Source organism: Streptosporangium amethystogenes (genome assembly GCF_000721075.1).
Lineage (GTDB): Bacteria > Actinomycetota > Actinomycetes > Streptosporangiales > Streptosporangiaceae > Streptosporangium > Streptosporangium amethystogenes.
On record NZ_JOEQ01000040.1, the window covers coordinates 22,354 to 45,817 of the forward strand.

Annotated in this window: 19 protein-coding genes; 6 read left to right on the forward strand and 13 right to left on the reverse strand. The window is 71.7% G+C overall.

The annotated features are described in order from the left end of the window. Positions 1 to 25 precede the first annotated feature (25 nt). From IG98_RS0137450 to IG98_RS0137490, 10 genes are all read right to left on the reverse strand, one after another. Positions 26 to 925 (reverse strand): phytoene/squalene synthase family protein, encoded by a 900-nt coding sequence (locus tag IG98_RS0137450; protein ID WP_030923716.1) that lies wholly within the window; start codon positions 923 to 925, stop codon positions 26 to 28. Then, on the reverse strand, positions 922 to 2,382 hold the full coding sequence (crtI, locus tag IG98_RS0137455; protein WP_030923718.1) for a phytoene desaturase family protein: 1,461 nt from the start codon (positions 2,380 to 2,382) through the stop codon (positions 922 to 924). The genes IG98_RS0137450 and crtI overlap by 4 nt, the downstream gene beginning before the upstream one ends. A gap of 204 nt (positions 2,383 to 2,586) precedes the next feature. After that, complete coding sequence (locus IG98_RS0137460; RefSeq protein ID WP_051753441.1) at positions 2,587 to 3,462, reverse strand: recombinase family protein; 876 nt, start codon at positions 3,460 to 3,462, stop codon at positions 2,587 to 2,589. After that, positions 3,459 to 3,818, reverse strand: coding sequence for a hypothetical protein (locus tag IG98_RS52850; RefSeq protein WP_051753442.1), 360 nt, complete (start codon positions 3,816 to 3,818; stop codon positions 3,459 to 3,461). The genes IG98_RS0137460 and IG98_RS52850 overlap by 4 nt, the downstream gene beginning before the upstream one ends. Positions 3,819 to 3,859: 41 nt before the next feature. After that, positions 3,860 to 5,305: a carboxylesterase/lipase family protein gene (locus IG98_RS0137465; RefSeq protein ID WP_051753443.1), complete on the reverse strand. Its 1,446-nt coding sequence runs from the start codon at positions 5,303 to 5,305 to the stop codon at positions 3,860 to 3,862. After that, positions 5,302 to 6,612 carry a M28 family peptidase gene (locus IG98_RS0137470; RefSeq protein WP_245651886.1) on the reverse strand — a complete coding sequence of 437 codons (1,311 nt, stop codon included), beginning with the start codon at positions 6,610 to 6,612 and terminating at the stop codon, positions 5,302 to 5,304. Before IG98_RS0137470 ends, IG98_RS0137465 begins: the two co-directional genes overlap by 4 nt. After that, a complete protein-coding gene (locus IG98_RS0137475) occupies positions 6,609 to 7,406 on the reverse strand; it encodes a carbohydrate ABC transporter permease (RefSeq protein WP_084195937.1) in 798 nt (265 codons plus the stop codon). Before IG98_RS0137475 ends, IG98_RS0137470 begins: the two co-directional genes overlap by 4 nt. After that, a complete protein-coding gene (locus tag IG98_RS0137480) occupies positions 7,403 to 8,332 on the reverse strand; it encodes a carbohydrate ABC transporter permease (RefSeq protein WP_051753445.1) in 930 nt (309 codons plus the stop codon). The genes IG98_RS0137475 and IG98_RS0137480 overlap by 4 nt, the downstream gene beginning before the upstream one ends. 82 nt (positions 8,333 to 8,414) lie before the next feature. Next, positions 8,415 to 9,713, reverse strand: coding sequence for an extracellular solute-binding protein (locus IG98_RS0137485; RefSeq protein WP_030923735.1), 1,299 nt, complete (start codon positions 9,711 to 9,713; stop codon positions 8,415 to 8,417). Between the two features lie 285 nt (positions 9,714 to 9,998). Further along, on the reverse strand, positions 9,999 to 10,874 hold the full coding sequence (locus IG98_RS0137490) for an alpha/beta hydrolase family protein (protein WP_030923739.1): 876 nt from the start codon (positions 10,872 to 10,874) through the stop codon (positions 9,999 to 10,001). A 141-nt stretch (positions 10,875 to 11,015) separates the two neighbouring features. On the opposite strand from IG98_RS0137490, the gene IG98_RS47765 reads away from it, so the two are divergent. Then, complete coding sequence (locus tag IG98_RS47765; protein ID WP_051753446.1) at positions 11,016 to 11,621, forward strand: TetR/AcrR family transcriptional regulator; 606 nt, start codon at positions 11,016 to 11,018, stop codon at positions 11,619 to 11,621. Positions 11,622 to 11,664: 43 nt separating this feature from the next. On the opposite strand, the gene IG98_RS0137500 is transcribed toward IG98_RS47765, so the two are convergent. The 3 genes from IG98_RS0137500 to IG98_RS0137510 form a co-directional block, all read right to left on the reverse strand. Beyond that, positions 11,665 to 13,668 carry a hypothetical protein gene (locus IG98_RS0137500; RefSeq protein ID WP_030923744.1) on the reverse strand — a complete coding sequence of 668 codons (2,004 nt, stop codon included), beginning with the start codon at positions 13,666 to 13,668 and terminating at the stop codon, positions 11,665 to 11,667. Then, a complete protein-coding gene (locus IG98_RS0137505) occupies positions 13,665 to 15,254 on the reverse strand; it encodes a hypothetical protein (RefSeq protein WP_030923748.1) in 1,590 nt (529 codons plus the stop codon). Before IG98_RS0137505 ends, IG98_RS0137500 begins: the two co-directional genes overlap by 4 nt. Before the next feature lie 126 nt (positions 15,255 to 15,380). After that, positions 15,381 to 16,421: a LacI family DNA-binding transcriptional regulator gene (locus IG98_RS0137510; protein ID WP_030923750.1), complete on the reverse strand. Its 1,041-nt coding sequence runs from the start codon at positions 16,419 to 16,421 to the stop codon at positions 15,381 to 15,383. Between the two features lie 352 nt (positions 16,422 to 16,773). On the opposite strand from IG98_RS0137510, the gene IG98_RS0137515 reads away from it, so the two are divergent. Genes IG98_RS0137515 through IG98_RS0137535 form a run of 5 tightly spaced genes read left to right on the forward strand, consistent with a single transcriptional unit; the run spans position 16,774 to position 23,453 of the window. Continuing rightward, entirely contained in the window at positions 16,774 to 18,072 is a 1,299-nt protein-coding gene (locus tag IG98_RS0137515; RefSeq protein ID WP_030923753.1) for an ABC transporter substrate-binding protein, read from the forward strand. Next, the gene (locus IG98_RS0137520) at positions 18,066 to 19,010 is read left to right on the forward strand and encodes a carbohydrate ABC transporter permease (protein WP_084195940.1); all 945 of its coding nucleotides are present in this window, start codon (positions 18,066 to 18,068) and stop codon (positions 19,008 to 19,010) included. Before IG98_RS0137515 ends, IG98_RS0137520 begins: the two co-directional genes overlap by 7 nt. After that, positions 19,007 to 19,822 (forward strand): carbohydrate ABC transporter permease, encoded by an 816-nt coding sequence (locus IG98_RS0137525; RefSeq protein WP_030923759.1) that lies wholly within the window; start codon positions 19,007 to 19,009, stop codon positions 19,820 to 19,822. The genes IG98_RS0137520 and IG98_RS0137525 overlap by 4 nt, the downstream gene beginning before the upstream one ends. Further along, the gene (locus IG98_RS0137530; RefSeq protein ID WP_030923761.1) at positions 19,819 to 20,817 is read left to right on the forward strand and encodes a serine hydrolase domain-containing protein; all 999 of its coding nucleotides are present in this window, start codon (positions 19,819 to 19,821) and stop codon (positions 20,815 to 20,817) included. The genes IG98_RS0137525 and IG98_RS0137530 overlap by 4 nt, the downstream gene beginning before the upstream one ends. Next, on the forward strand, positions 20,814 to 23,453 hold the full coding sequence (locus tag IG98_RS0137535) for an alpha-L-rhamnosidase (protein ID WP_051753447.1): 2,640 nt from the start codon (positions 20,814 to 20,816) through the stop codon (positions 23,451 to 23,453). The genes IG98_RS0137530 and IG98_RS0137535 overlap by 4 nt, the downstream gene beginning before the upstream one ends. The last annotated feature ends 11 nt before the right edge of the window (positions 23,454 to 23,464 follow it).

Consider the following 23,464-nt stretch of genomic DNA (forward strand, 5'->3'; position numbering starts at 1 on the left):
CTCGCACCGGCCCCACCCGGCCGGTTCACGGCACCTCGGCGATCAGCCGGCGTTCGGCGCGGCCGGCCGCGGACGCCGCGAGCAGGTGCCGCGTGAAGATCGCGAGTCTCCTCCGTCCGGGCACGGCCGCCCTGCCGCCGAGGACGTCGTAGCCCGCGGCCTCGATCCGGTCGAGGATGCCGCCGTACAGCTGGAAGGCCGCGCGGACGCACGGCCGGGAGGAGGGGGTCAGCATGCCGATCCCCTCCCTGGCCCGCGCGTAGTGACCCCTGGCCCGCCGGATCTGGAAGGCCAGCAGCTCGCGCAGGGCCGGGGTGGGAGCGCCGCGCCCCAGGTCGGCCACCTCCACCCCGAACCTGTCCAGGTCCTCCAGCGGAAGGTAGACCCGGCCGCGTTCCAGGTCCTCGGCCACGTCGCGCAGGAAGTTGGTCAGCTGGAAGGCCAGCCCCAGCTGGCGGGCCGGCTCATGGGCCTTCTCCCGCATGCCCGGCAGCGGTTCGAGGACGGGCAGCATCATCGTGCCGATCACCGCGGCCGAGCCCTCCATGTAGACGAGCAGGTCGTCGTAGGTTTCGTAGCGGGCCACGGTCAGGTCGGCCCGCATCGAGCGCAGGAACGCCGCCACGTCACCGTGGTCGATGCCGAAGGAGCGCGTGGTCTGCGCGAACGCGGGGAGCACCGGGTCGTCGGTGGTGCCGCCCGCCAGCGTGACGGCCAGTCGCGCGGCCAGGCCGTCGAGTGCCCTTGCCCGGTCGCCGGTCATCGTGAAGGAGTCCACGATCTCGTCGGCGTAGCGGGCGAAGCCGTACAGGGCGTGCACGTGCGGCCGCTTCCAGGCGGGCAGCAGCAGGGTGGCCAGGTAGTAGGAGCGACCGTGACGGGCGTTGAGCCTGCGGCAGAGTTCGTAACTCGCGGTCAGGGTCATCGGGAGGTCTCCAGTACGCGTTCCGCGGCGAGCCTGCCGGAGATCAGCACCGGGGGCACCCCCACCCCCGGCGCGGTGTACATGCCGGCGAAGTGCAGTCCCGGGACACGCCGGGACACCCCCGCCGGCCGGAACCAGGCGGTCTGGGTGAAACGGTGGTCCAGGGCGAACGGGGTGCCGGCCGAGTGGCCGAACCGCGCCCAGGCGGGCGGGTCGAGGGTGAGCCTCGGCGCGCGGGACAGGTCGCCGTAGCCGAGGTCGGCGAGCCTCGCCAGCAGCCGGTCCGCCAACTTTGGGGTGAGCCGGTCCCAGTCGGCGCCGCCGCGCAGGTTGGCGGTCGGCTCCAGCACGGTGAGGGTGGCGTGGCCGGTCGGCGCGGCGTCGGTGTCGGACTCCGGATAGGTGACCAGCAGGTTCGGATCGGGCTGTGGCCGTCCGGCCCGCAGCGCGGCGAAGGCGGCGTCCCACTCCCTGCCGAAGTGCAGGGTGTGGTGCGCCTGCCCGGTGAGCCTCCGGTCCAGGCCGAAGTGCAGGACCAGGCAGGAGGGCGAGTAGCGGGGACGGCGGAGCCGCCAGTCGCCCGCCTCCTCGGGGAGCAGCCCGGTGTGGGCTCGGGGCAGGTCGCAGGCGACCACGACGTTCCCCGCCGCCAGGCGCTCCCCGGTGTCGAGCCGCACCCCGCGGACACCCGAGGATCCGGTCTCGACCCTGATGGCGCGCACCCCGTACCTGATCCGCGCGCCCGCCCTCTCGGCCAGCGCGGCCAGGGCCCGCGGGATGGCCCGCATGCCGCCGTGTCGCGGGAAGAAAACGCCGCCGACGGTGTCCATGTGGGCGATGACCGCGTAGATCCCCAGCGCCCTGCGCGGCGGCAGGCCCACGTACAGTGCCTGGAAGGTGTGCGCCTTGACCAGCCGGTGGTCGGTGAGATGGCTTCTGACCAGGGAGTCCAGGCTGCGGAAGCCGCCCAGGGCCGCCAGGCGGGCCAGGACGCGCGGCTGGGCGAGGTCGCGCAGCCGCGTCATGTCGCGGTCTATGAACGCGGGCCACTCGGCGTCGAAAAGCTCGCCGAGCCGGACGCGGAAGCGCCGGTACCTGTCGGCCTCCGCGGTTCCGCACAGCGCGCGCACCTGCTCGACCATGGCCTCCTCGCCCGCCACCACGTCCAGGTGGGAGCCGTCGTGATAGCGCAGCCGGTAGTACGGGTCCAGCCGCCGCAGCGGGAGCAGGCTCTCCATGTCCTGCCCGGCCGCGGCGAAGACGTCGGCGAGCACCTCGGGCATGGTCAGCACGGAGGGGCCGGTGTCGAAACGGTACTCACCGACGGCGGCCGTACCGCAGCAGCCGCCGGGCGTCCGGCCGGCTTCCACGATCGTGACGTCCCGCCCCGCGGCGGCCAGCCGGACCGCGGCGGCCAGACCGCCGAGCCCCGCGCCGATCACCACGACATGGCTCACGCGCTCCTCCTCGTCGCCAGGTCCGCGGGGTCCGCGCGTACGCGTTCGGATGCGTCTGTTCGTCGGCAGGCGCACGGCCCATGATCAATGGCGTCGGACGACCCATCCCCGGATCGGGCTGCGGATAAATCAACCCATCGCGCAAGAAGGCGTAAAGACGGCGTCGGCCTCTCGGCCCTGAGCCGCCGGCCCCTGCCTGCTCAGCTACTCCTCGCCGTCCCCTGCAAAGTGGTGCCAGTCGAGCGAGACATGATCCTCCGGTGTCATGTTCCGTGCGTGTTTCCCGTTCGCCGACCTCAGAGTCACGATCGTGCAGAACGCCACCCATGAACGCTTCACAGGCAAAGGAGCATCGGCCCATCCTTCGATGAGCCCAGAAATGCCGGAGACGGGGTCGAGGGGAGGTAGACCGGTGACCCCGGACAGTTTGAACTCGACCTCTTCGAGCTTGCCCCGTAGGGCTTCGCTTCCAGCCGTCATCTGCGAGAGGCTGATGGCCCCTTCGGCGTAGGCCAAGGCAAGACCATCGAGGCGTTCGCGTAAATTCTTCATCTCGGCTTGCAGATGTGCCGTGCCGGCATCGCCACCCTCTGCGTGCATGGCAAGGACGGTGGACAGGAAGTCGGGCCACACCATGCGGGCGAGGGTCGCCTTCTCCGCTCTCTCGTCGGCGACATCTCGAGGTGTACGCGTGTGGGTCTGACGGCATCCGTAAACCTTCGCCCCCCGGTACCCCCTGCCGCTCACGGTCTCCCCGCACACGCCACATACTGCGATGCCGGCCAGGAGCGTCGCCGCCGTCCTGCCGGTCCTCGGACCTCCGCTGAACCTGTCGGGACTCGACAGGATCGACACCACCGCATAGTGAGTCGCGTCATCGAGGATGGCCGACCACTCGGCATCACCCATGACCTCGCCTCGGTAGGTTCGCCGGCCGATGTACCTCGGGGAGGTGAGTACCTTCTTCACCCCTCGCAGGGTCCACGCTTTCGCTCCGGCCGCGATCGAGCGAGGCGACAGGAGACCGGCCTGGGTCCACTTCCGGGCGACAGACGACAGGGACTCACCGGCAAGGATCATCGAGGCTCCTTCGCGGATGGCCTCAGCCTCGGCCGGAACGATCGCCACGTGGTCCTCGCCGTACCCGAAGGGGCGGATGCCTGCCGTATAGGGCTTGCCCGCCTTCGCCGCTTGCAGGTTCGCGAGCGCAGGCTCTCGGGGCCGACGCCTGTGGCCCCGGCCGGCAGGCGGTGCCAGCTCCCTTCGTCGATGTAGGTGACGTCGGCGTTCAGCTCGGCGTAGGTCCAGCGGCGCTCGCCCGGCAGGTCGACCAGGGCCTCCCTGTCGCCGAAGCGGGCCACGATCCGCTCGAAGTTCTCGCCGATGGTCTCGCCGAGGAGGGGGGCGCCCGAGACGGCGCACGAGTAGGACAGCATGGGGAAAACCTCCGGTCGCTGAGTAACAAGGTGCACGCCGCTCACGGCTCCCGCAAGAGGTGCCGCTGCGGCCGCAGGGGATCGTCGGCGACCTCCGACTCGGTATCGAAGATCATTAGTTGCCTGCGGGCGCGGTCGTAGCCGGGCCATCCCGGGTCGCCGTCGCGGGCGAACCGCACCCAGGCGCCGTGCATCGCCTCGGCGAGCGCCCTCGGGGGCCGCCGCCCCGCCGTACGCTCGACGCCCGGCGCGTCCAGCACGTCGAAGGCGAAGGGCAGGTCGATGTTGTGCGCGGCGCCGACCTTCCCGCCTCCGATGGGAGAGGGCACCGGCGACTCCCAGCGGAACTCGTAGGCGTGGGTCGGGGCGGAGGCGGTGGCCGCGCGGGCCTCCTCGATCCAGATCGTCTCCCTGCGGAACAGGTGGTCGCCGGCCGCCCTGCCGACGAGTTCCTCGGGCGACAACCCGGGATGCGCGTCCCGGTAGCCGGGCGGCAGGCCCAGCTGCGCCAGCACGGCCGCGGCCGTCGCCTCATCGATCCCCCGCGCCATCGCGCGCACGAAGACACCGGCCTCGTCACAGGTGCAGCCGACCAGGAGCGGGATGTGTCCGCCCACCCCCGCGCGCAGCGCGTCCAGTGGCACGGAGGGCACCAGGTCGCCGTCCACGACGGGCTGGATCGGCACCGCCCCGCTCAACGCGCCGGACTCCCCGCCCGACAGCGGCGGCGGCTGCTCGGCCACCAGCGCGGCGGGTGGGATGGTCAGGAAGTCCTCCCTGGCCGGCCGGACGCCGAGACGGGCGGCGAGCTCACCGGCGTACCCGCGGGCCCGCTGTTCCGGTACGGCCAGGCTCGCCGACCCGCTCATCACGATCGCCCGGCGAAACAGGCCCGCCGCGCGGGGCATCGTCAGGAGGGTGGCGCACGCCGCACCACCCGCGGACTGCCCCGCGATCGTCACGTTGCCCGGATCACCGCCGAACGCCGCGACGGCGGAGCGCACCCACTCCAGCGCGGCGAGCCAGTCGAGCACGCCCCGGTTGAGCGGCGCCCCGTCCAGCGCGAGGAACCCCTCGAAGCCCAGCCGGTAGTTGGCGGAGACGCACACCACACCGTCGCGGGCGAAGCGGTGTCCGCGGTGCCAGGCGGCCCCGTTGCCGCCGATGGCGAAGGCCCCGCCGTGAAACCAGACCAGCACCGGCAGGCCGGCGGCACCGGGATCGGGGGTGTGGACGTCGAGGTTGAGGCAGTCCTCTCCGGAGGCGAACACCTCGGGGGCATACAGCCCGATGTCGTCGGTGGCGCGCTGCGGCGCCGCCGCGCCCGGCAGGAGCGCAGGGCGGATCCCGTCCCAGGCGGGAGGCGGGACGGGCGCGCCAAAGCGGTGCTCACCGAAGGGCGGGGCGGCGTACGGAACGCCGAGGAAGGAGGCCACCGTTCCGTCGAAGCGGCCCCTGACGAGGCCGGAGGGGGTTCGCACGATCATCTGGGGCTCCATCCCTCGGTGCCCTCGACGATGTGGATCGCCGCGCGGGTCAGCGGCACCAGGCTCGCCTCGTCGACCTTGTCGAGGGTGTCGGCGGAATCGAACAGGTACATGGGGGCCGTGAGGAAGTGCACCAGCGGCACCCCCTCCGGGTGGAAGAACGCGCCGTCGGTGGGCGGCATCGGCGAGAACACGTCGGGCGGCAGCACGAACGACCTGCGCAGGTCCTCGGCGACCAGCGCCCGCTCGACGAGCCGCTCCAGCTCGGGGCGCCGGGTGGTGAACCACCAGCGCGGTTCGGGGGCACCGGTGGGCACCAGCGTCCCGCCCTCCGCGCGGCACTCGCGGGCCGCGTGCTCCAGGTGGACCTGGAGCACGACCCGCTCCAGCAGGGCCCGGTTCTCCTCGATGAACGCCCGGGTGCCCGCCGCGTGCGCCATGTGCCCGGCGGTCAGCAGGAAGAGCAGGTTGTGCGGCCTGTCCTCCTCAGGCACCCGCGACCAGTGCCTGGCGGCGGCCAGCACCAGTGCGACACCGGAGGCGTCCTCCACCGCGGAGGCCCAGGGGGCGTCGTGGTGCGAGGCGACGATCACCCAGCCGTCGCCCCGCCCGGGCAGGGTGGCGATCACGTTGTGCGAGGTCGCGGTCGAGGTCTCCGACTCCACGGACAGCGTGCCGGCGCAGGGCCCCTCGTCCATCAGCGCCAGCACCCGCCGCGAGTCGGCCGCCGACAACCAGACCGCGGGTACGGACCGGCGCACCGCGTCGTAGGGCACGTAGTAGTCGCGTGTCTCCCACGGGAGGCCGGTCAGCGCCCCGACGTACCCGGCCGCCCCCGAGGTGACCGCCCCGTCGAGATCCTCCAGGTAGCCGGGCGCGAACGGCAGCGTCTGCACCAGGCCGTCGAAGTCGCCGTCGGGGTCGTGCACGGCGGTGGCGATCTCCCGTACCAGGGCCTGGGGCAGCTCGGCGAAGGTGTGCTCGCGCACCGCGATGCGACCGGGGGCCGCCGACCGGGTGAGCGGCGCGGTCACCGTCGCCTTCGGGGTGGTGTACGGCAGGGCGAAGGCCTCCACCTCGACGGCCCGGGACGGGTCGGCCTCCAGGTGGGCGCGGAGCGTGGCGGTGACAGGATGCCAGGTGGGCACCTCGACCGGCGCGAGGCGCACGTCGAGCCCGAAGCCCGCCAGCAGCCCGGCCGCCCACCTCTCCGTCCATGCGTCGGCGGGGTATCCGGGACGCCGGATCCCCCTGGCCGTGATCGTCTCGATCCACGCCATGATCTCGGCGGTGTCCGGGATCGTCACTTGACCCCTCCGAAGGTGAGCCCCGCCACGTAGTAGCGCTGCAGTCCGGCCAGCAGCAGGAACGGCGGCACGGCGGTGACCAGGGCGGCGGCGGTCATGAGGTGGTAGTTGAAACCGTGCTCGCTCTGGAAGTTGGCCAGTCCCACGGGCAGCGACCACAGCGCGGGGTCGTTGGCGACGATGAGCGGCCAGAGCAGGTTGTCCCACTGGGCGAGGAAGTGGATGAGGAAGAGCGTCACCAGCGCCGGCCGCAACAGCGGAAGCGCCACCCGGAGGAAGATGCGCAGTTCCCCCGCCCCGTCGACGCGCGCCGCGAAGATCAGCTCTTTGGGGACGCCGAGGGCGAACTGGCGGACCAGGAAGACGCCGAAGGCACTGATCATGCCGGGGACGATCACTCCCTGGATGGTGTTCACCCAGCCCAGCTCCTTGACGATCAGGAACACCGGAATGATCATGACCATCGGGGCGAGCGCGAGCGTGCCGACCACGAGCACGAACAGCACGCGCCTGCCGGGAAAGGACAGCTGGGCCAGGGCGTAGCCCGCAGCCGAGGAGAAGAGCACGTCCAGCGCCCCGCTGCCGACGCAGTAGATCACACTGTTGCGGAAGTAGACGGGGAAGCCCTCGCCCGCGAACAGCTCGGCGAGGTTCTCCGGCAGGTGGAAGCCGTTGAAGACCAGCCCGCCGAGGTCGGTGTCGTCGGGAGCGGAGGCGACCACGAGCATCACGTAGATCGGCAGCAGCATCGCGGCCACGGCGCTCAGCAGCCAGACGGTCCGGAGCACCCTCATTCGTCCCCACCCCTCAGGAAGCCGAACTGGACGATCGAGACGACCAGCATCGCGACCAGCAGCGTCATGGCCAGTGCGGAGGCATAGCCCATGTGCTCGTAGGGGAAGGCGTTGGCCCAGATGTAGTAGGGCAGCACCTGGGTGGCGTCGGCCGGGCCGCCGCCGGTGAGCAGGAAGGCGGGCACGAAGGCCTGCATCGATCCGGCGACGGAGATGACCAGCACGAACAGCAGGGTCCTGCGGAGCAGCGGGACGGTGATCCTGCGGAACGTGGTGACGGGCCCGGCACCGTCGATCGCCGCGGCCTCGTACACCTCCCGGGGCAGTGCCTGCAACCCAGCCGTCAGGATGATGACGAACAGCCCCAGGCTCTTCCAGACGACCATGACGACCAGCGCCCAGATCGCCAGATCCGAGCCGGTCAGCCACGACTGCGGCTCGATGCCGACGGCGCCGAGCAGCGTGTTCGCCAGCCCTCGGTCGGAGTAGATGATGACCCACACCATCGACGTCGCGGCCAGCGGCATCACCGCGGGCACCATGACCAGCGAGCGGAGCACGCGGTTGAGGCGACCGGGCCCGCTGAGCGGCACCGCGACGAGCAGTGCGAGCAGGATGGTCGGCAGGACCGTGAAGACCGTGTAGACGACGGTGATCCACGCCGAGTTCCAGACCCCGGGGTCCTGGAGCATCCGCGCGTAGTTGTCCAGCCCGATCCACCGTGGGGCACCGGCCATCTCGTAGTCGGTGAAGCTGAGGTACACGGCACCGCAGAACGGCACGAGCCAGAAGACGACGAAGAAGACGGCCACCGGGATCGTCAGCACGATCCCGGCCCCCGCCTCCCGGCGCGACCTGCCGCGCCCGCCTTTCCCCGGTCCCGGCGAGACCGCGGGTGCCTCGACGGTCTTCGTGGTCAGGGTCATCGGGTGCCCGCCACGTCACTTCGGACCCGGTACGACCGGCCCGGACAACCGGCCGGACGGCCCGCATGCCCGGTGTCCGCGTTCACAGCGCGAGCCGTACGGTGGCGTCGAAGTCCTTGGCCGCCTGGGCGGGCGTGGAGCGGCCGTGGGCCACGGCGTCGCAGGCGCTGGAGGCGGCCTTGGCGAGCTCCAGCGCGGCGGGGATGGCCGGCCCGAAGTCGGCGTCGGGGATGCCGGAGGCCGCGATCTCCATCAGTTCGGAGGTGCCGCGCGGCCCGGCGTCCCGCCAGCCGGTGGCCGGGATGACGATCCCGTTCTCCAGGTTGGCCGTGACCGACTCCCGCCCCTGGAGGTAGTTGATCAGGTGCCAGGCGGTGAAGCCGTTCTTCGACGCGGCGGCGACGCCCCAGCCCCACGTGTAGGCGGGCACGACGGCCCTACTACCCTCCCAGCGGGGCATGGGCGCCACGCCGTAGTCCTTGCCCGGCTTGAGGGTGTCCTCGCCGAGCCGCTCCAGCGCGGGACCGAGGAAGGCCCCGCTGACGACCATGGCGGCCTCACCCGAGTAGAACAGCCCGAGCGCGCCGAGCGGGTTGGAGAGCCTGGGGTTGCCGATCCCGGCGAAGTACTCCAGGGCCCGGATGCCGTGCTCGGTGTCGAGGGAGGCGCGGGTGCCGTCGGCACTGACCAGTTCGCCACCGCCGCCCTTGATGAGCGCGGTCAGCGTCATCAGCGCCCACTGCGGGTCGCCGTAGAGCCACTGCAGGCCCACCCGCCGGCCGTCGGCCGAGGTGAGTCTCTTGCTGTGGCCGGCGACCTCCTCCCAGGTCGTGGGAGGTTTGTCCGGGTCGAGGCCGGCCTCCTCGAAGCGATCCCTGCGGTAGTACAGCATGGCGGGGTTGAGGTCGATCGGCACACCGTACGCCTGGCCGCGGTAACTCAGCGGAGCGACCGTCCCCGGCTCGTACCGTCCCAGGACGGTCGCCACGTCCGGCGCGCCGAACGCCCGGGGGTCGATGGGCGCCAGCCGCTCCTTTCCGGCGTGGGAGGGGAAGCTCCAGTGCCCGATCTTGAAGACGTCGGGTGGGGCGCCGCCGCCGAAGGCGGTCAGCAGCTTGGCGTCCAGCTGGGCGACGGGTAGGTAGAGGAGCTTGACGTCCACGCCGAACTCGTCGATGTAGCGGTGCACCAGCTTCTCGAACTGCGGGCCCGTCTCCTGCGAGCCGTGCAGCCAGACGCTGACCTCGCCGTGCGGCCTGCCATCCTGGGCCTGCCGATCGGGCCGCTCGGGCCGGTCGGCGCCGCAGGCCGCCAGCACGCTGGGCGCGGCCAGGGAGAGCGCGCCGGCCGCGAGCAGCCGGCGCCGTGTCAGATCCGTCATGGCTGTTCTCCTGGGGGGTGATCCCGTACGGCGGGCACCGCGCGGGATGAGGTGGTCGCCGAACATCTGGGGCGGATGCCTCTTTTCACGTGTTGTGCGGGTGTGGCTCGGTAGAGTCGGGGTGTTCCGCGATAACCAGGTGGGGCGTGTTCGTTCGAACGCGGCGGGGCGTACCGTGTCTGCGCGGGGAGGCTTCGGAAGTGTCCGGGCCGATGAACCGCGAACCGACGGATCCGACCATCAGGTCGGGTGCTGGAATCCCCGGCTTTCAAGCCGGGGAGGACGTCAAGGGAGGTTCTTGGCGGCCTGGTGCTGCCAGGCCGTGTTGGCGGTGAACTCGGGGGCGCTCCCGGCGAAGGCGCCTCGGGCGTAGGCGTCGTCCTGGAGGCGGTACATCAGCCAGGCCGTCAGGTAGCCGAGGAAGCCGCCGCCGGTGCCCTGGATGTCGTTGTGACCCGCGCCCTTCAGCAGTGCCATGGCCGCCGCCCCGGGCACCTGGTCGTAGTAGCCCCGCAGCGCCGAGGCCGGTGAGATCAGCCAGTCGTTGCCCCCGCTCATGAACAGGACGGGGCAGACCAGCTGGGAGACCTGAAACTGGTCGCCGGCCCCCACCCAGAGCTGTGCGGGCAATGCGATCGGCACGGCCGTGGTGACGAGCCCCGCGGAGAGGTTGGCCGCGTTGACCGTGCCGCCCGCGCCCTGGGAGTGCCCGGCGGCGCCGACCCTGGTGGCGTCGAGCCTCTGATGGAACGGGCTCGCGGGGTCGGCGTTCCTCGCCACCAGGTATCGCGCGGCGGCGAGTATCTCGGTGCCCGTCCCGGTGGTCGTGTCGGTGGAGGCGATCACGGTGAAGCCCCAGGAGGCGAGCTGGTCGAGCACGCCGGGGTAGAGGGCGGGGGTGGCGTGGGAGCCGTTCCCCCAGGTGACGATCGGGTGCCGGAAGCCGCCGGCGCCGAGGTCCGCCGGGTGGTGCAGCCGGTAGGTTCCCGAGGCGTCGCCCGCGTCGGAGGCGGTGACCGCCCAGGGGCCTCGGACCGCGTAGTGCGACTCGATCGTGCCGGCCGCCACCGCCTGGGTGGTCCGCGACACGAGGCCCGCCGACAGCAGCCCGACCGCCGCCGCGCGCAGGACCCGCCGCCGGGACATGCCCTTGTCTTCCATGGTCACCTCACCGATTCTTTGGAGACGTGAACGTCCCCAAACAGAGGGAAGTACGATCTGTGATTGATGTCAAGACAGGATCGAAAGAAAATTCCGGAGGGTGAGCCCCTCCCCCGCGGCCGTCACGGGCTGCCCCCAGAAGTGGTCCGCACCTCGCAGCGCGACCGCCTGATCCAGGCGATGCTGCTACTGGTCGCGGCCCGGGGGTACGCCGCCACGACCGTGCCCGATGTGATCGCCGCCGCGCGGGTCTCGCGCAACGCCTTCTACGCCAACTTCCATGACAAGGAGGCCTGCTTCCTCGCCCTGTGCGAACGGGACCTGTCCGGCGTGGTCGAGACGATCCTGTCCGCGGCCGAGGGCACCGGCCACGACTGGGTCGCCGCCGTCCGCCAGGGCCTGTACGCCTACCTGCGGTGGTGGCAGGACCGTCCCGAGTACGCCCGCGCCTACTTCGTCGAACTCCCCGCGGCGGGCCGGCGGGCGATGGACCAGCGCGACCGCGCCTACCTGCCCTTCCTGGAGATGCTGCGCGCCCTCGCCGCGCGGGCCAGGGCGGAGACCCCCTCCCTGGGACCGGTCAGGGAGAGCGTGCCCTCCCTGATCGTCTTCGGCGTCACCGAGTTCATCGCCGCCGCGGTGCGCGCGGGGAACGCGGAGCGGCTGTCCGCACTGGAGGAGGACCTGCTGCACTACACGGTCACGCTGCTCGCCGACCGCGCGACGGCCGACAGGGCACTCGGCTGACCCACGGCACCCGCGCCGCGAGGGCACGGGTGCCGCGTCCGGGTCAGGGCATCGCCCGCACCCCCTCCACCTGGACGTTCCAGCCCGCGGGGAAGCCGGGCGCGCACCCGTCGGGCCCACCGTCCCAGCCCGCCGCCATCAGCGCGACGGCCGCCAGCAGGCCTCCGTTGCCCGGCAGGTAGAGCGGCAGGATCCCGGGCCACTGCCGGTTGTGACCCGAGACCAGGTGCGCGTTCTTGGGCGCGTCCATCAACAGCGCGTCGACCGCCTTGCCCGGCTCGCCCAGCCTGGCCGCACACATGGCGAGCATCGGGTAGTCCCAGCCCCAGGTGCTCGGCAGGTCCCAGGTCTCCAGCACGTCGTCGAGGGTGGCCCGCATGGTCTCCGGATCGATCAGCGGCGTCGCCGGAACCAGGCCCAGTGCCCCGGTCATCGAGGGGTGGTCCGTCCTGAGCGTGTACGGCTCCACCGCGATGGCCGCGTAGACGCCGTCCCTGACGCACGGCGCGGCCAGCCCGTCCCGCACCCTCTCCCACTCCGAGTCCCGGGCGAGGCCGAGACGCTCACGCCACCGCTGCGCGATCTCCAGCCCCCACCACCAGTAGGCCAGCTCGAACGTGGGATTCCTGACCGTCGCCCTGATCTCCGCGTACGACTCCTGCGCCGGGACCAGCGGCGGACCGAGCACATGGCGGCCGTCCTCCTCGACGGGAAAGGACGCCATGAACTCCGCGGTCTCGAAGACCAGGTCCCGGTAGTCGTACAGGGCCTCCGGCCGGACCCGGTAGAGGAGTTCGGCGAAGTAGATCGGGTGCGGCTGCTGCCAGATCAGGAACGGCCCGATCGTGCTGGGGCTCTCCCTGCCCTCGGGGCCGACCTGCTTGGGCCAGCGGGCCCCGCGATACCCCTGCCCGGCGGCCGTGGCCCGCGCCGCAGGAAGGATGCTCCGGTACCACGGCATGCTGCGCTCCAGCAGTTCCGGCCTTCCCCACAGCGGGAAGTGCGCCGCGTGCCACCAGTGCATCTCCAGATGGAACTTGCCGCTCCAGGAGTTGCAGACCAGGCCGGTCTCCTGCGGCGGCAGCGAGCCCGCGCAGTTGACCGCGGTCAGGTACTGCGAGAGGACCACGCGCCGCTCCAGCTCGGGCGCGCGCGGGTCCGAGCTGCCCGCGAAGCTCACCGCGCCGCCATCGGTCCAGAAACGGGCCCAGTGCCGGGCGGCGGCCGCGCGGACCTCAGCGAATCCGCAAAGACCGGACCCCACGGGGTCGAGACCGAAGGCCACGACGAACTCGGTGGCGCCCTCCAGCCGGTAGCGGTGCTCGGCGATGGGCGTGAGCCGGGCCGGCCCCTGCCAGGCGAGGGCGACATGGTGGCGGTCGCCGTCCAGCACCCGGGTGAAGTCGCAGCGTGCGGCGCCGACGACATGGCCGGTGAGGTGCCGCTCCGGACCGTCCCAGTCGGCGGCCACGTTCCAGGCTTCACAGGCGTACGGAAAGGCGATCGTCACCGCCGCCCCGCCGGTGACACGCACCGCCAGCAGGTCGCGTCCGGGATGGCAGACCGTCTCCACCTCGTACGGCACGCCGTCGAGCGTGAACGCGCTGCGCAGCAGCCCGCTCCACAGGTCGAGCCGCTGATGGACGCCGGTGAGGTCGGTGATCTCCACGTGCTCGCCGAGGTCGAGCCCGATCCTGCCCAGGTCGAGCCGCTGGGGATTGCCGTGCAGCCACGTACCGGCCTCGAACTCCGGCGCCACCGGACCACCGAAGGTCATCCGGTGCCGGTCGGGATAGCGGGCCCGGCCGTAGCCGGTCATCGCGTCCTCCAGGGTGAAGCCCCGGGGGTTGGGCATCGTGTGCCAGCCCCACTGCGACTGGGTGCCCAGCGGCATGCTCGCGGCGTGGAAGGCGGGGAAGGTCTGCAGCCCGGTGACATCTGCGGTGAAGGCGAACTCGCCGTTGCCGACGGTCAGCGGGGACTCCGCGTCCGGCTCGGTCAGCACCACGGCGTGCCGCCGTACCAGGGCCTCTCGGTCGATGCTCACGCGCACCCCGGCGTGCCCGAGGCACGCTGGGCGCGCATGAACGTGACATCGCCCGCGACGTCCGCCTGTGGCATGGTGCCGAGGTCGAGCACGACGTCGGTGAAGGCCAGCGACGCCCGGCGCATCACCGCCACGTCGATCGCCTCGGCCCCGAAACGCGGTGAGAAGAGCGTCTTGGGGGCCGCGATCGGCGCGATGGTCGGCAGCAGGTGCCGGTTGTACGGCGTACCCTCGCCCCCGAAGCCGCAGTGGTGCGGCACGGTGCCCAGGTCGGCCGCCGACAGCCCCTTCAGCACGGCCGTGCGCCGCACGTCCCAGTACTGGACATGACCCTTGACCAGCTCACGCAGGGGCGTGCTCTCACTGACCGGGACCCAGAGCAGCTCGGTGAGCGAGGGATCGGCCACGAGCTCCAGTCCGGGCAGCCCTCCGGTGCGGGTGACCGCGTCGTAGCGCCGGGCACCCAGGTGCTCCAGGACGACGACCGAGGAGACCTTGCCCTGGTCGTACTCGGCGTCCAGCATGGCCGCCAGCTGCCCCGCGCCTCCCTCACGGACGCCGGGTCCGGTGAGATGCTGGTAGAGATGGCCGGTGACGAAGGCGAACTGGACCGTACGCGGGCGGCAGCTCACCGGCAGCGACGCCAGATAACGGGCCATCTCCACCATCGTGAGCGGGCCGTTGTCCCACACCGGGCTCATGCCGTCCGTGTGGCTCTCCACGACGATCTTCTGCTCGCTCACCCCGGGCAGGGTGGCGAGGACGGTGCGGGTCGTCTTCGGTGTCCATGCCGCGTCGACGGTCAGCACGGCCTCGACCGGCTGCCCTGCGGCGAGCGCCTGCTTGATCCGCTCGCCCTGGTCGACGCCGAGATAGGCGCCGGGAACCTGGTACGGCAGACCCTCGTAGGGCGCGTACATCCCCTCGATCTGGGCGTGCGGCAGGCGGCTCACCTCCAGCACCCCCGCCGCGCCAGCCGCGGCGGCGGCCTTGAGGTCGGCGTCGGCTCCGGCGGGGGCCTCCATGGAGTCGGAGCCGAGCAGGTTGATCGTGAGGCCGGGGTCGTACATGTGGTAGCCGAGCAGGGGCGGATAGAAGAGCAGGTTGGGCACCGTCGACCAGGGCAGATCCCTGACGACGATCTTCCCCGCGGCGTTCGCCGCTGTGATGGCGGTGCCCGCGGGCAGGTAGGTGAGCGGGGCGGTCACTCCGCCCGGCCCGGTGGAGGAGGAGAAGGGCACGGGCGCGGCGACCGCCACGGCCTGGCCGCCGACGGTCAGCCCCGTGGCGAGGTCGTCCCAGCGGTCGATCTCGTAGGGCAGTGAGGAGAGCTGGACGCCGGGGACCGCGCCGATCTCGTCCTCCAGCCAGTCGATGTAGTCGTCGTGAGCGGCCGAGCCGGTCGGCCGGGGACCGAAGTCCTCCTGCCGCTCGGCGAGTTCGAGCAGGCGGGCCTCGCTCGCGAAGCTCGCCGGGTCGATTCGCACCGGGCAGGTCGTCGCCTGGGCGGCGAGCGCGGCTCCCGGCAGGGGGACGGGGAAGGTGAGGGCGAGAAGCATCGGTCCGATGAGGATGAGACGTTTCACGGGGGGTTCCTTCGCGTCGGAACACGGTGACATGGCGGTCCCTCGCGGGGACCGCTCAACGGGATGCTCGTGCCGGGGCGGGGTGCTTCAGGAGATCCCGGTCAGCGGCGGGTCGACGCCGTCCGGTCACTCCCGTCCGGCCGGTGGGCCGGTGGTGCCGCGGACGACGAGGGTGGGTGAGACGGAGGACAGGACGGACCGCCCGCGACCCTCGATGCGCTCGATGAGCAGGCGCGCCGCGGTGGCCCCGATGACGTGTCCGTCCTGGTCGACACTGGTCAGGGAGATGGGCTTGAGGGAGGCGATGCCGATGTTGTCGTATCCGGCGACCGACAGGTCACCGGGGACCGACAACCCGGCCTCGTAGGCCGCACGCAGCACCCCGAGGGCCGCGACGTCCGCGCCGGCGAAGATGGCGGTGGGCCTGGCCGGCCGGGCGAGCAGCTGCCGCGCTCCCTCGTAGCCGCCCTCCTCGGTGAAGGAGGTGGCCACCACGTCGATCCCCTCCGCCAGGCCTCTGGCGCGCATGGCCTGACGGTAGCCTTCGGCGCGGACGGCCTGCGGGGAGTCGGCACCGGAGGCGCGCCCCCGGTCGAGATGGGTGATGTGGGCGATCCGCCGGTGGCCGAGATCGGCCAGGTGGTCGACCACCAGGCGGGCGCCGACGATGTCGTCGTCGACCACGGAGTCGTACTCGGCGGCACCTCCGTGACGGCCGATCACCACGATCGGCGTCGTGGTGGCGATGGCGGCGAGTTCCGCACTCGACATGACCGGAGATATCAGGATGATGCCATCCATGCTCCGGTCGATCATCGCGTCGGTCATCCTCGCCTGACTCCTGGGCTCGTCCCCGCCGGGGCCGAGCAGCACCTGGTACTCGGTGCCGCCCAGCCGGCCGGTGACGCCCTCGATGATGTCGGGGAAGAACGGGTTCCTGGTGTCGGACAGCATCACACCAAGGGTGTAGGTGCGGCCCCGCATGGCCCTGGCCGCGGCGTGCGGCCGGTAGCCGAGCTCGTCCATGGCCTCACGGACCTTGGCCCGCATGCCGGGGCTGACCCCGTAGGCTCCGCGCAGCACCTTGGACACGGCGGCCGTGGAGACGCCGGCCCGGTCTGCCACGTCGGCGATGGTCACCCGGCGCGGTGCTGATCCTGTGGTCACGCGAGTCCTTCGGTAGGCGAAAGTGGGAACGGCCCCGCAGCGAACCTCGGGGGAAGAGCGGGGCAAATCGCCGGGCGAGCGCGGCGCCCGTGTGTAGAACGAAATACATTCTGGCGATGCAGAGGCGACGGTACCCGTTCGAAGCCATCCTTGCCAGACCCGATTTTTACCACTTCTTAACGAGTTGGTCACCTGGAACACGGGTCTTGACGCCGCAAACACTCCTGGTCTAACAATGGAGAACGTTCTACGAAACATGACGGAAACCCGCATGTCTTGTGGCCCGGAGGCGTGCAGGCGTCCGCCCGGAGGCCGGCTATCACCAACCCCGTGACGAACAGGAATAACGAGCATGAGGGCATCGAAACGACTGCTGGGAGCCGCGGCCTGCGCCGCCCTCACCCTCACCGCGGCGGGCTGTGGCGGCGCCGCCGAACCAGGCGGAACCGACGGCGGGAAGGTCACGCTGACGCTCTGGCACAACACCGCCGATCCCGCCCCGCTGGTGGAGATGTACAAGCGGTTCGAGCGCGAGTCGGGCCACACGATCGAGCTGGTCCCGATCCCCTCCGACGGGTTCGAGGACAGCACCCAGACCAAGTGGGCCACCGGCGAACGGCCGGACATCCTCGAATACCACGCCACGGTGAGCAACCTGCTCGCCCTGAACCCGTCGGAGAACCTCAGGGACCTGTCCGGCGAGGCGTACGTCGCCAGGTCCGGCGACCTCTACAGCAGCGCGGGCGCCACGGGAGGAAAGGTCTACGCGGCCATCACCGGCTTCCCCCAGGTCTTCGGCCTCTACTACAACAAGAAGGTCCTCGCCGACGCGGGCGTCAAGCCCCCGGGCACGTTCGACGAGCTCTCGGCGGCCTGCCGCGCGCTCTCCGCCAAGGGCGTGACGCCCGTGTTCGAGTCGGGCGGATCCATCTGGCCGGTGCAGATCCTGCCACTGCTGTACGTCAGCGCCAGCAACGAGGCCAACGCCTACGGCAAGGCCATCGCGGGCCACACCGCCTCGCTGGCCGACCCCGGCTCGCCGTTCGTGGCCGGGCTGAGCTCCTACAGGAAGCTGCAGGACGACGGCTGCTTCAACAAGGACATCACCACCGCCACGTTCGAGAACTCGATGAAGGCCCTGGTGACCGGCAAGGCCGCCATGGTCGCCCAGCACTCCGACATGCTGCCGGCCATGCTCGCCGCCGCCGGCGGCGACCAGCGGAAGGTGGACGACACCGTCGGGTTCACCGGGCTGTCGAGCACCAAGGCCGTGGTGACGTACGCGCCGGGGCCGATCGGCACCTTCTACCTGCCCAAGACGGGCGACGCCGGACGGGAGCAGGCCGCGCTGGACTTCGTCCGGTTCATGACCGGCCCCGCCTACGCCGACTACGTGAAGTCCGCGAAGACCTTCCCCGTGCTCCAGGGGGTGGACGGTCCGCAGGACGTCTCCCCCGTGCTCCAGGACGTCAAGAAGGCGTACGACAACGGCGCCGTCATCGCCTTCAACTCCGACATCCCCGGCATGGCCGGGCTGGCGCCGCTGATGTCGGAACTGATCGCCGGGCAGAAGGATCCGCAGAAGGCCGCCACGCAGCTGCAGGGCCAGGTCGAGCAGGCGGCGAAGGCCGCCGGGCTGCCCGGATGGTGACCTCGCTACCCCCGCGCGAGCGTCCCCCGGGCACCGAGACCGCGCCCCACGCCCCGCACCCCGCCGACGGGGGCGGTGGCGAGACCGGGGACCCCGGACGGCGGGGCTGGCTGCCCTGGGCGCTGCCCGCAGTGCTGCTGGTGGCACTCTTCTTCGCGCTGCCGTTCGCACTCAACGCCCGCTTCGCCTTCTCCGCCTGGACGGGGTTCCGCTCGGAGATCACCTGGAACGGCCTGGACAACTTCCGCATGCTCGTCGAGCAGGATCTCCTGACGAACGCCGTCACGGTGACCGTGCTCTACGCGATCCTGTGCATGGCCATCCAGAACACCGTCAGCCTGAGCCTCGCACTCGCCCTGCAGCGGACGGACCGGGTCAACACCGTGTTCAGGTCGGTGTTCTTCCTGCCGACCCTCGTCTCGCCGCTGGCCGCCGGTTACATCTGGCGGGGCATCCTCGATCCGGCGGGCCCGGTCAACTCCTTCCTCGGCATCGACTGGGCCTGGCTGGGCGAGCCCGCGACCGCGTTGCTCACGGTCGCGTTCGTGGACGCCTGGAAGTGGAGCGGGCTGATCACCCTTGTCTACATCGCGGGCCTTAACTCGGTGCCCAGGGAGCTCATCGAGTCGGCCACGGTCGACGGCGCGGGCCCCTGGACCCGCTTCGCCCGGGTGAGGTTCCCGCTGCTGGCCCCCGCGATCACCTTCAACGTCGCGGTCACCCTGGTCGGCGCGCTCAGCGCCTACGACGTGATCGCCGCCACCACCGGCGGCGGCCCCGGCGACCACACCAGAGCACTGAACATCGTCATGCGCCAGCAGTGGGGTCAGGGGTTCTTCGGTTCCGCCAGCGCGCTCAGCCTCACGGTGACGCTGCTCGTGATCGCGACGGCGGTCCCCCTCGTCTGGTGGCTGCGCCGCAGGGAGGTCACCGGATGAGAGTCGTCAAGTACACGCTGCTGTCGCTGTTCGCGATCCCCTGGGTGGTCGTGCCGTTCTGGCTGGTCGTGGTGAACTCCTTCAAGCCCGCGGGCGAGGCGGCCGAACTCGGCCTCGGCCTGCCCCGGCAGTGGGCGATCGTCGAGAACTACACGACCGTCGTCGACACCGGCGACTACCTGGGCGGGCTCGCCAACAGCCTCATGATCACGGTACCCGTCGTGCTGGCCGTGCTGCTGCTCGGCGCGGCGGCGGCGTGGGCCTACGGCCGAGGCGACTCGCGGTGGCTGCGCGCGACCTACTTCGTACTCAGCCTGTCGATCCTCATCCCCCCGTCGATCATCCCGACCGTCCACGTGCTGCGCGGGCTCGGCCTGGACGGCACGCCGTTCGGCTACGCGCTGGTCCTGATCGGCACCCGGCTGGGCATCGTGGTCTTCCTGGCCACCGGGTTCGTCAGGGCCTTCCCTCCCGACCTGGAGGACGCCGCCGCCATCGACGGGGCGTCCCGGCCGCAGATCTTCGCGCGCATCCTGCTGCCGCTGCTGCGCCCGGTGCTCTTCGTCGGGAGCGTCATCCTGGTCATCAACGTCTGGAACGACTTCTTCTTCGGGCTGTTCCTCCTCAAGGGGCAGGACAACGCGACCCTGCCCCTCACCCTCTTCCAGTTCGCCTCCGGCACGCTGCAGACCCTGCAGTGGAACCTCGTCTTCGCCCACGTCCTGCTGACCACGCTGCCGCTGGTGGCGGTGTACGTGTTCGCGCAGAAGCACGTCCTCGCCGGGCTCACAGAAGGAGCACTCAAAGGATGACCGACCAACCGTTCGCGCTCGCCGTCGAGTGGGTGAGGCGCATGGTCCGCGAGGGGAGACTCCCGTGCGCGGTGCTCGGAGCGGCCACCTCGCAGGGCACGGTGCTGCTGGAGTCCTTCGGAGAGCACGACGGACGTGCGACCCGCGCCGACGACCACTTCGCGCTGTTCTCGGTGACCAAGCCGCTGATCGGCCTGCTGGCCATGCGCCAGGTGGAGCGGGGCCTGCTCTCGCTGCGCCGCCCGCTCCGTGACGCGGTGCCCGGCTTCGGCGGGCTGCGCTCCGACGAGGTCACGCTCTGGCACCTGCTGACCCACACCAGCGGCATCGCCGAGCAGACGCTCACCCCGGACGACCTGGTGGAGCATCTGATCGCCGCCCCCGCGCTGTTCGAGGCGGGCACGCTCAGCCAGTACTGCAACATCGGCTTCGCCGGCATCTCCGAGATGATCAGGGATGTCACCGGCAGGGATCTGGCCGACGTGATCGACACCGACCTGAACACACTGGTGCCCGGCGGCGGGCGGATCACCTTCGACCCGGCCTGTGACCCGGCAGAGGTCAGGGCCGTCGAGCTGCTCGGTGTCGACTACGACAGGTTCGTCCGGCTCCGGCATCCGGCCGGGGGCCTGTTCTCCCGTGCCGAGGACCTGCTCGCGCTGGGCAGCGCCCTGCTCCGCGGCGACCGGGCACCGGTCCACCCGATCACGCTGGCCGCCATGACGAAACCCCAGACCACGGGCCTGGTCAAGCTGCAGCCCGACCCGGTCAACGCCGGCCAGGACTGGGGGCTGACCTGGAACCTGCGCCACTCCGCGCCCGGCCTGCTGGAGCGGCGGCTCTACGGGCACGGCGGCGCCTCCGGATGCCAGTGGTGGATGTATCCCGACCACGACGCCTGCTTCGTACTGCTGATCAACGTGATGGCGCCCAGCCTGCACGGGGTCGACATCGACGGACTGCACAACGCCTTCACGACGGGTCTCGGCGCATGATCCACGTCCCGGGAACCCCCGGCCTGGCACGGGCCGCCTCGGGCGGCCAGGTGCCGGTCGGCTCCTCCCCGCCCGCCGAGGCGGTCGCCTGCCACACCTGCGGGCTCACCGACCCGGTCGGCGTCGACGATCCCTCCCCGCGCCTGTCCTGGGCGGCCAGGCTGCTCCATCCCGAGCGGCTGACGGTGTCCACCGGCGGACGCGAGGTGTGGGCGCGTGACCTCCCGCCGGGCACGAGCTGGGCCGATGTCCCGGAAGAGGCGCTGGAGCCGCTCACCCCGTACACCTGGTCGGTCGCCGGGCAGCTCGGCGGCACCTTCGTGACCGGCCTGCGCGCGGGCGGCGCCTGGGGAGCCCCCTGGGTCGAGGACGGCGGGAACGAGAGCGAGGGCGCCGTCCGCCTCGGCGGGACGTTCGGCTGGGAGCCTCGGCCGGGACGGGTCTGGCTGGCGACCACCGCGCTGGGCGTCTACCGGGCGGTGCTGAACGGCGAACGGCTCGGCGACGAGGAACTCGCCCCCGGCTGGACCGACTACGGCCGCCGGGTCCGCTACCGGCTGGCCGACGTCACCGCGTTGCTCCGTACCGGGGAGAACCTGCTGGAGATCCGGCTCGCCCCCGGCTGGTACGCCGGTCACGTCGCGGCGGGCGGGCCGCGCCGATACGGCGACCACCCCGCCGCCAGCGCCCGGCTGTTCCTGCGCGACCCGGAGGGCGTTCACCCGCTCGCGGCCACCGGCCCCGGCTGGACGGCCGGAGACCTGGGCGTACCCCGCGCCGACCTGGTGATGGGCGAGACCGTCCACCTGGCTTCCCGGCCCGGCCGGGACCGGGCCGTGACCGTGGTGGCGCCACCGCCCGGCCTGCTGGTGGAGGCCGATCCCGCTCCCCCGGTGCGGGAGATCGGCACCCTGGCCGCGGCGTCGGTCACCGAGCCCGTCCCCGGCGTTCACCTGCTCGACTTCGGCCGCAACGTCGTGGGACGGCTCCGGCTGCGAATCGACACGTCGTACCCGGTCCACCTGGTGGTCCGCCACGGCGAGGAGCTCACCGCGACCGGCCGTCTCTACGACGCCAACCTGCGCACGGCCGAGCAGCGCGACGAGTTCCTCCTCCCCGCCGGACGCCACGTCGCGGAGCCCTCGTTCACCTTCCACGGGTTCCGCTACGCCGAGGTCACCGGATGGCCGGGCGGCATGTCCGCGGGTGACGCCGAGGCGGTGCTCCTGTCCTCGGCGCTGCCCGTCACCGGCACCCTGACCGCCTCCGACCCCGCCGTCAGGCAGCTGGTCTCCAACATCGTCGCCTCCGCCGAGGGCAACCTGCTCAGCGTGCCCATGGACTGCCCGCAGCGCGACGAACGGGCCGGCTGGACCGCCGACATCTCGGTGTTCGCCTCGACGCTGAGCTTCCTCCGTCACACCCAGGCGTTCCTCTCCGGCTGGGTGACGACGCTGATCGACGGCCAGCGGCGAGACGGGGCCGTCCCGCACGTGGCCCCGGTACTGCCCGAGTACGGGTTCGACTCGCCGGTCTGGTCCGACGCGATCGTGGAGGTGCCCTGGCTGCTGTGGCGGCGCTACGGCGACGATCGGACGCTGCGCCGGGCGTACGGGCCGATGCGGCGCTGGGCCGACTACTGCCTGGCGCAGTGTGACGACGGGGTCCGCCCAGGCCGGGCGCTGGGCGACTGGCTGGCCCCCGGAACCGTGGAGACGCCCAGGAGCCTGATCGCCACCGCCGCCCTCGCGCGGAGCCTGCGCCTGATCGCCGACGTCGCCGACGTGCTCGGCGAGCCGCACGCCAGGGCGTACCGCGAGGCCTCGACCATGGTCTCGGACGCCTTCCAGCGGGCCTTCCTCACCGAGCACCGGCTGCGCACCGAGACCCAGACGGGGTACGCCCTCGCCCTGGCCTGGGACCTCGTCCCGCCCAGGAACCGTGCCCGGACCGCGGCGGCGCTCGCGGAGCTGGTCAGGGCGGACGGCCACCGGCTCATGACCGGTTTCGTCGGTACGCCGCTGCTGCTGCCGACGCTCTCGGAGACCGGCCACCACGACGTCGCCTGCCGGGTCTTCAACCAGGAGGGGCACCCTTCCTGGCGCTACCAGTTGCGGGCGGGCGCGACCAGCATGTGGGAGCGGTGGGACGCCTGGCACCATCGGCGGGGCATGCACACCCCGACGATGAACTCCTTCAACCACTACGCCTACGGCTGCGTCGGCGACTGGCTCTTCCGCCACGTCGCCGGTGTCGGTGACGACCCCCGCGGGGTGAACGGCGGGTTCACCGAGCCGCTGCTTCGCCCGGGCCCCGTCCCGTTGTTGCGGCAGGCGCACGCCAGGTACGACAGCCCCGCGGGCACCGTCGAGTCGGGATGGCGCGCCGGGCCCGACGGCCTGCAGTTCGTCTTCCGTGTCCCTCCCGGCGTGACCGCCCGCGCGGTGCTCCCCGTCCACGGCACCTGGGACGGTATGACCGTCAACGGCACCTTCCTGATGGGGCTGGCCGAGCAACTCCCCACCAGGCGGCTGGCCGACGGCTCGTGCTCGCTGGACCTGCCGTCGGGCCGCTGGTCGATCACGGCTCCGGCCGCCGCCGCCGACCCGCTGCTCTCCGCCTGGGACGAGTTGTGACCCCCTCCCCT

Bases quoted from the DNA above. Each gene is read 5' to 3' on its own strand.
- IG98_RS0137535 (WP_051753447.1), top strand. From the start codon at position 20,814: ATGATCCACGTCCCGGGAACCCCCGGCCTGGCACGGGCCGCCTCGGGC.
- IG98_RS0137465 (WP_051753443.1), bottom strand. From the start codon at position 5,305: ATGATCGTGCGAACCCCCTCCGGCCTCGTCAGGGGCCGCTTCGACGGA.
- IG98_RS0137485 (WP_030923735.1), bottom strand. From the start codon at position 9,713: ATGACGGATCTGACACGGCGCCGGCTGCTCGCGGCCGGCGCGCTCTCC.
- IG98_RS0137475 (WP_084195937.1), bottom strand. From the start codon at position 7,406: ATGAGGGTGCTCCGGACCGTCTGGCTGCTGAGCGCCGTGGCCGCGATG.
- IG98_RS0137460 (WP_051753441.1), bottom strand. From the start codon at position 3,462: ATGATCCTTGCCGGTGAGTCCCTGTCGTCTGTCGCCCGGAAGTGGACC.
- IG98_RS0137530 (WP_030923761.1), top strand. From the start codon at position 19,819: ATGACCGACCAACCGTTCGCGCTCGCCGTCGAGTGGGTGAGGCGCATG.
- IG98_RS0137450 (WP_030923716.1), bottom strand. From the start codon at position 925: ATGACCCTGACCGCGAGTTACGAACTCTGCCGCAGGCTCAACGCCCGT.
- IG98_RS52850 (WP_051753442.1), bottom strand. From the start codon at position 3,818: ATGCTGTCCTACTCGTGCGCCGTCTCGGGCGCCCCCCTCCTCGGCGAG.
- IG98_RS0137515 (WP_030923753.1), top strand. From the start codon at position 16,774: ATGAGGGCATCGAAACGACTGCTGGGAGCCGCGGCCTGCGCCGCCCTC.
- IG98_RS0137520 (WP_084195940.1), top strand. From the start codon at position 18,066: ATGGTGACCTCGCTACCCCCGCGCGAGCGTCCCCCGGGCACCGAGACC.
- IG98_RS0137525 (WP_030923759.1), top strand. From the start codon at position 19,007: ATGAGAGTCGTCAAGTACACGCTGCTGTCGCTGTTCGCGATCCCCTGG.
- IG98_RS0137480 (WP_051753445.1), bottom strand. From the start codon at position 8,332: ATGACCCTGACCACGAAGACCGTCGAGGCACCCGCGGTCTCGCCGGGA.
- IG98_RS0137490 (WP_030923739.1), bottom strand. From the start codon at position 10,874: ATGGAAGACAAGGGCATGTCCCGGCGGCGGGTCCTGCGCGCGGCGGCG.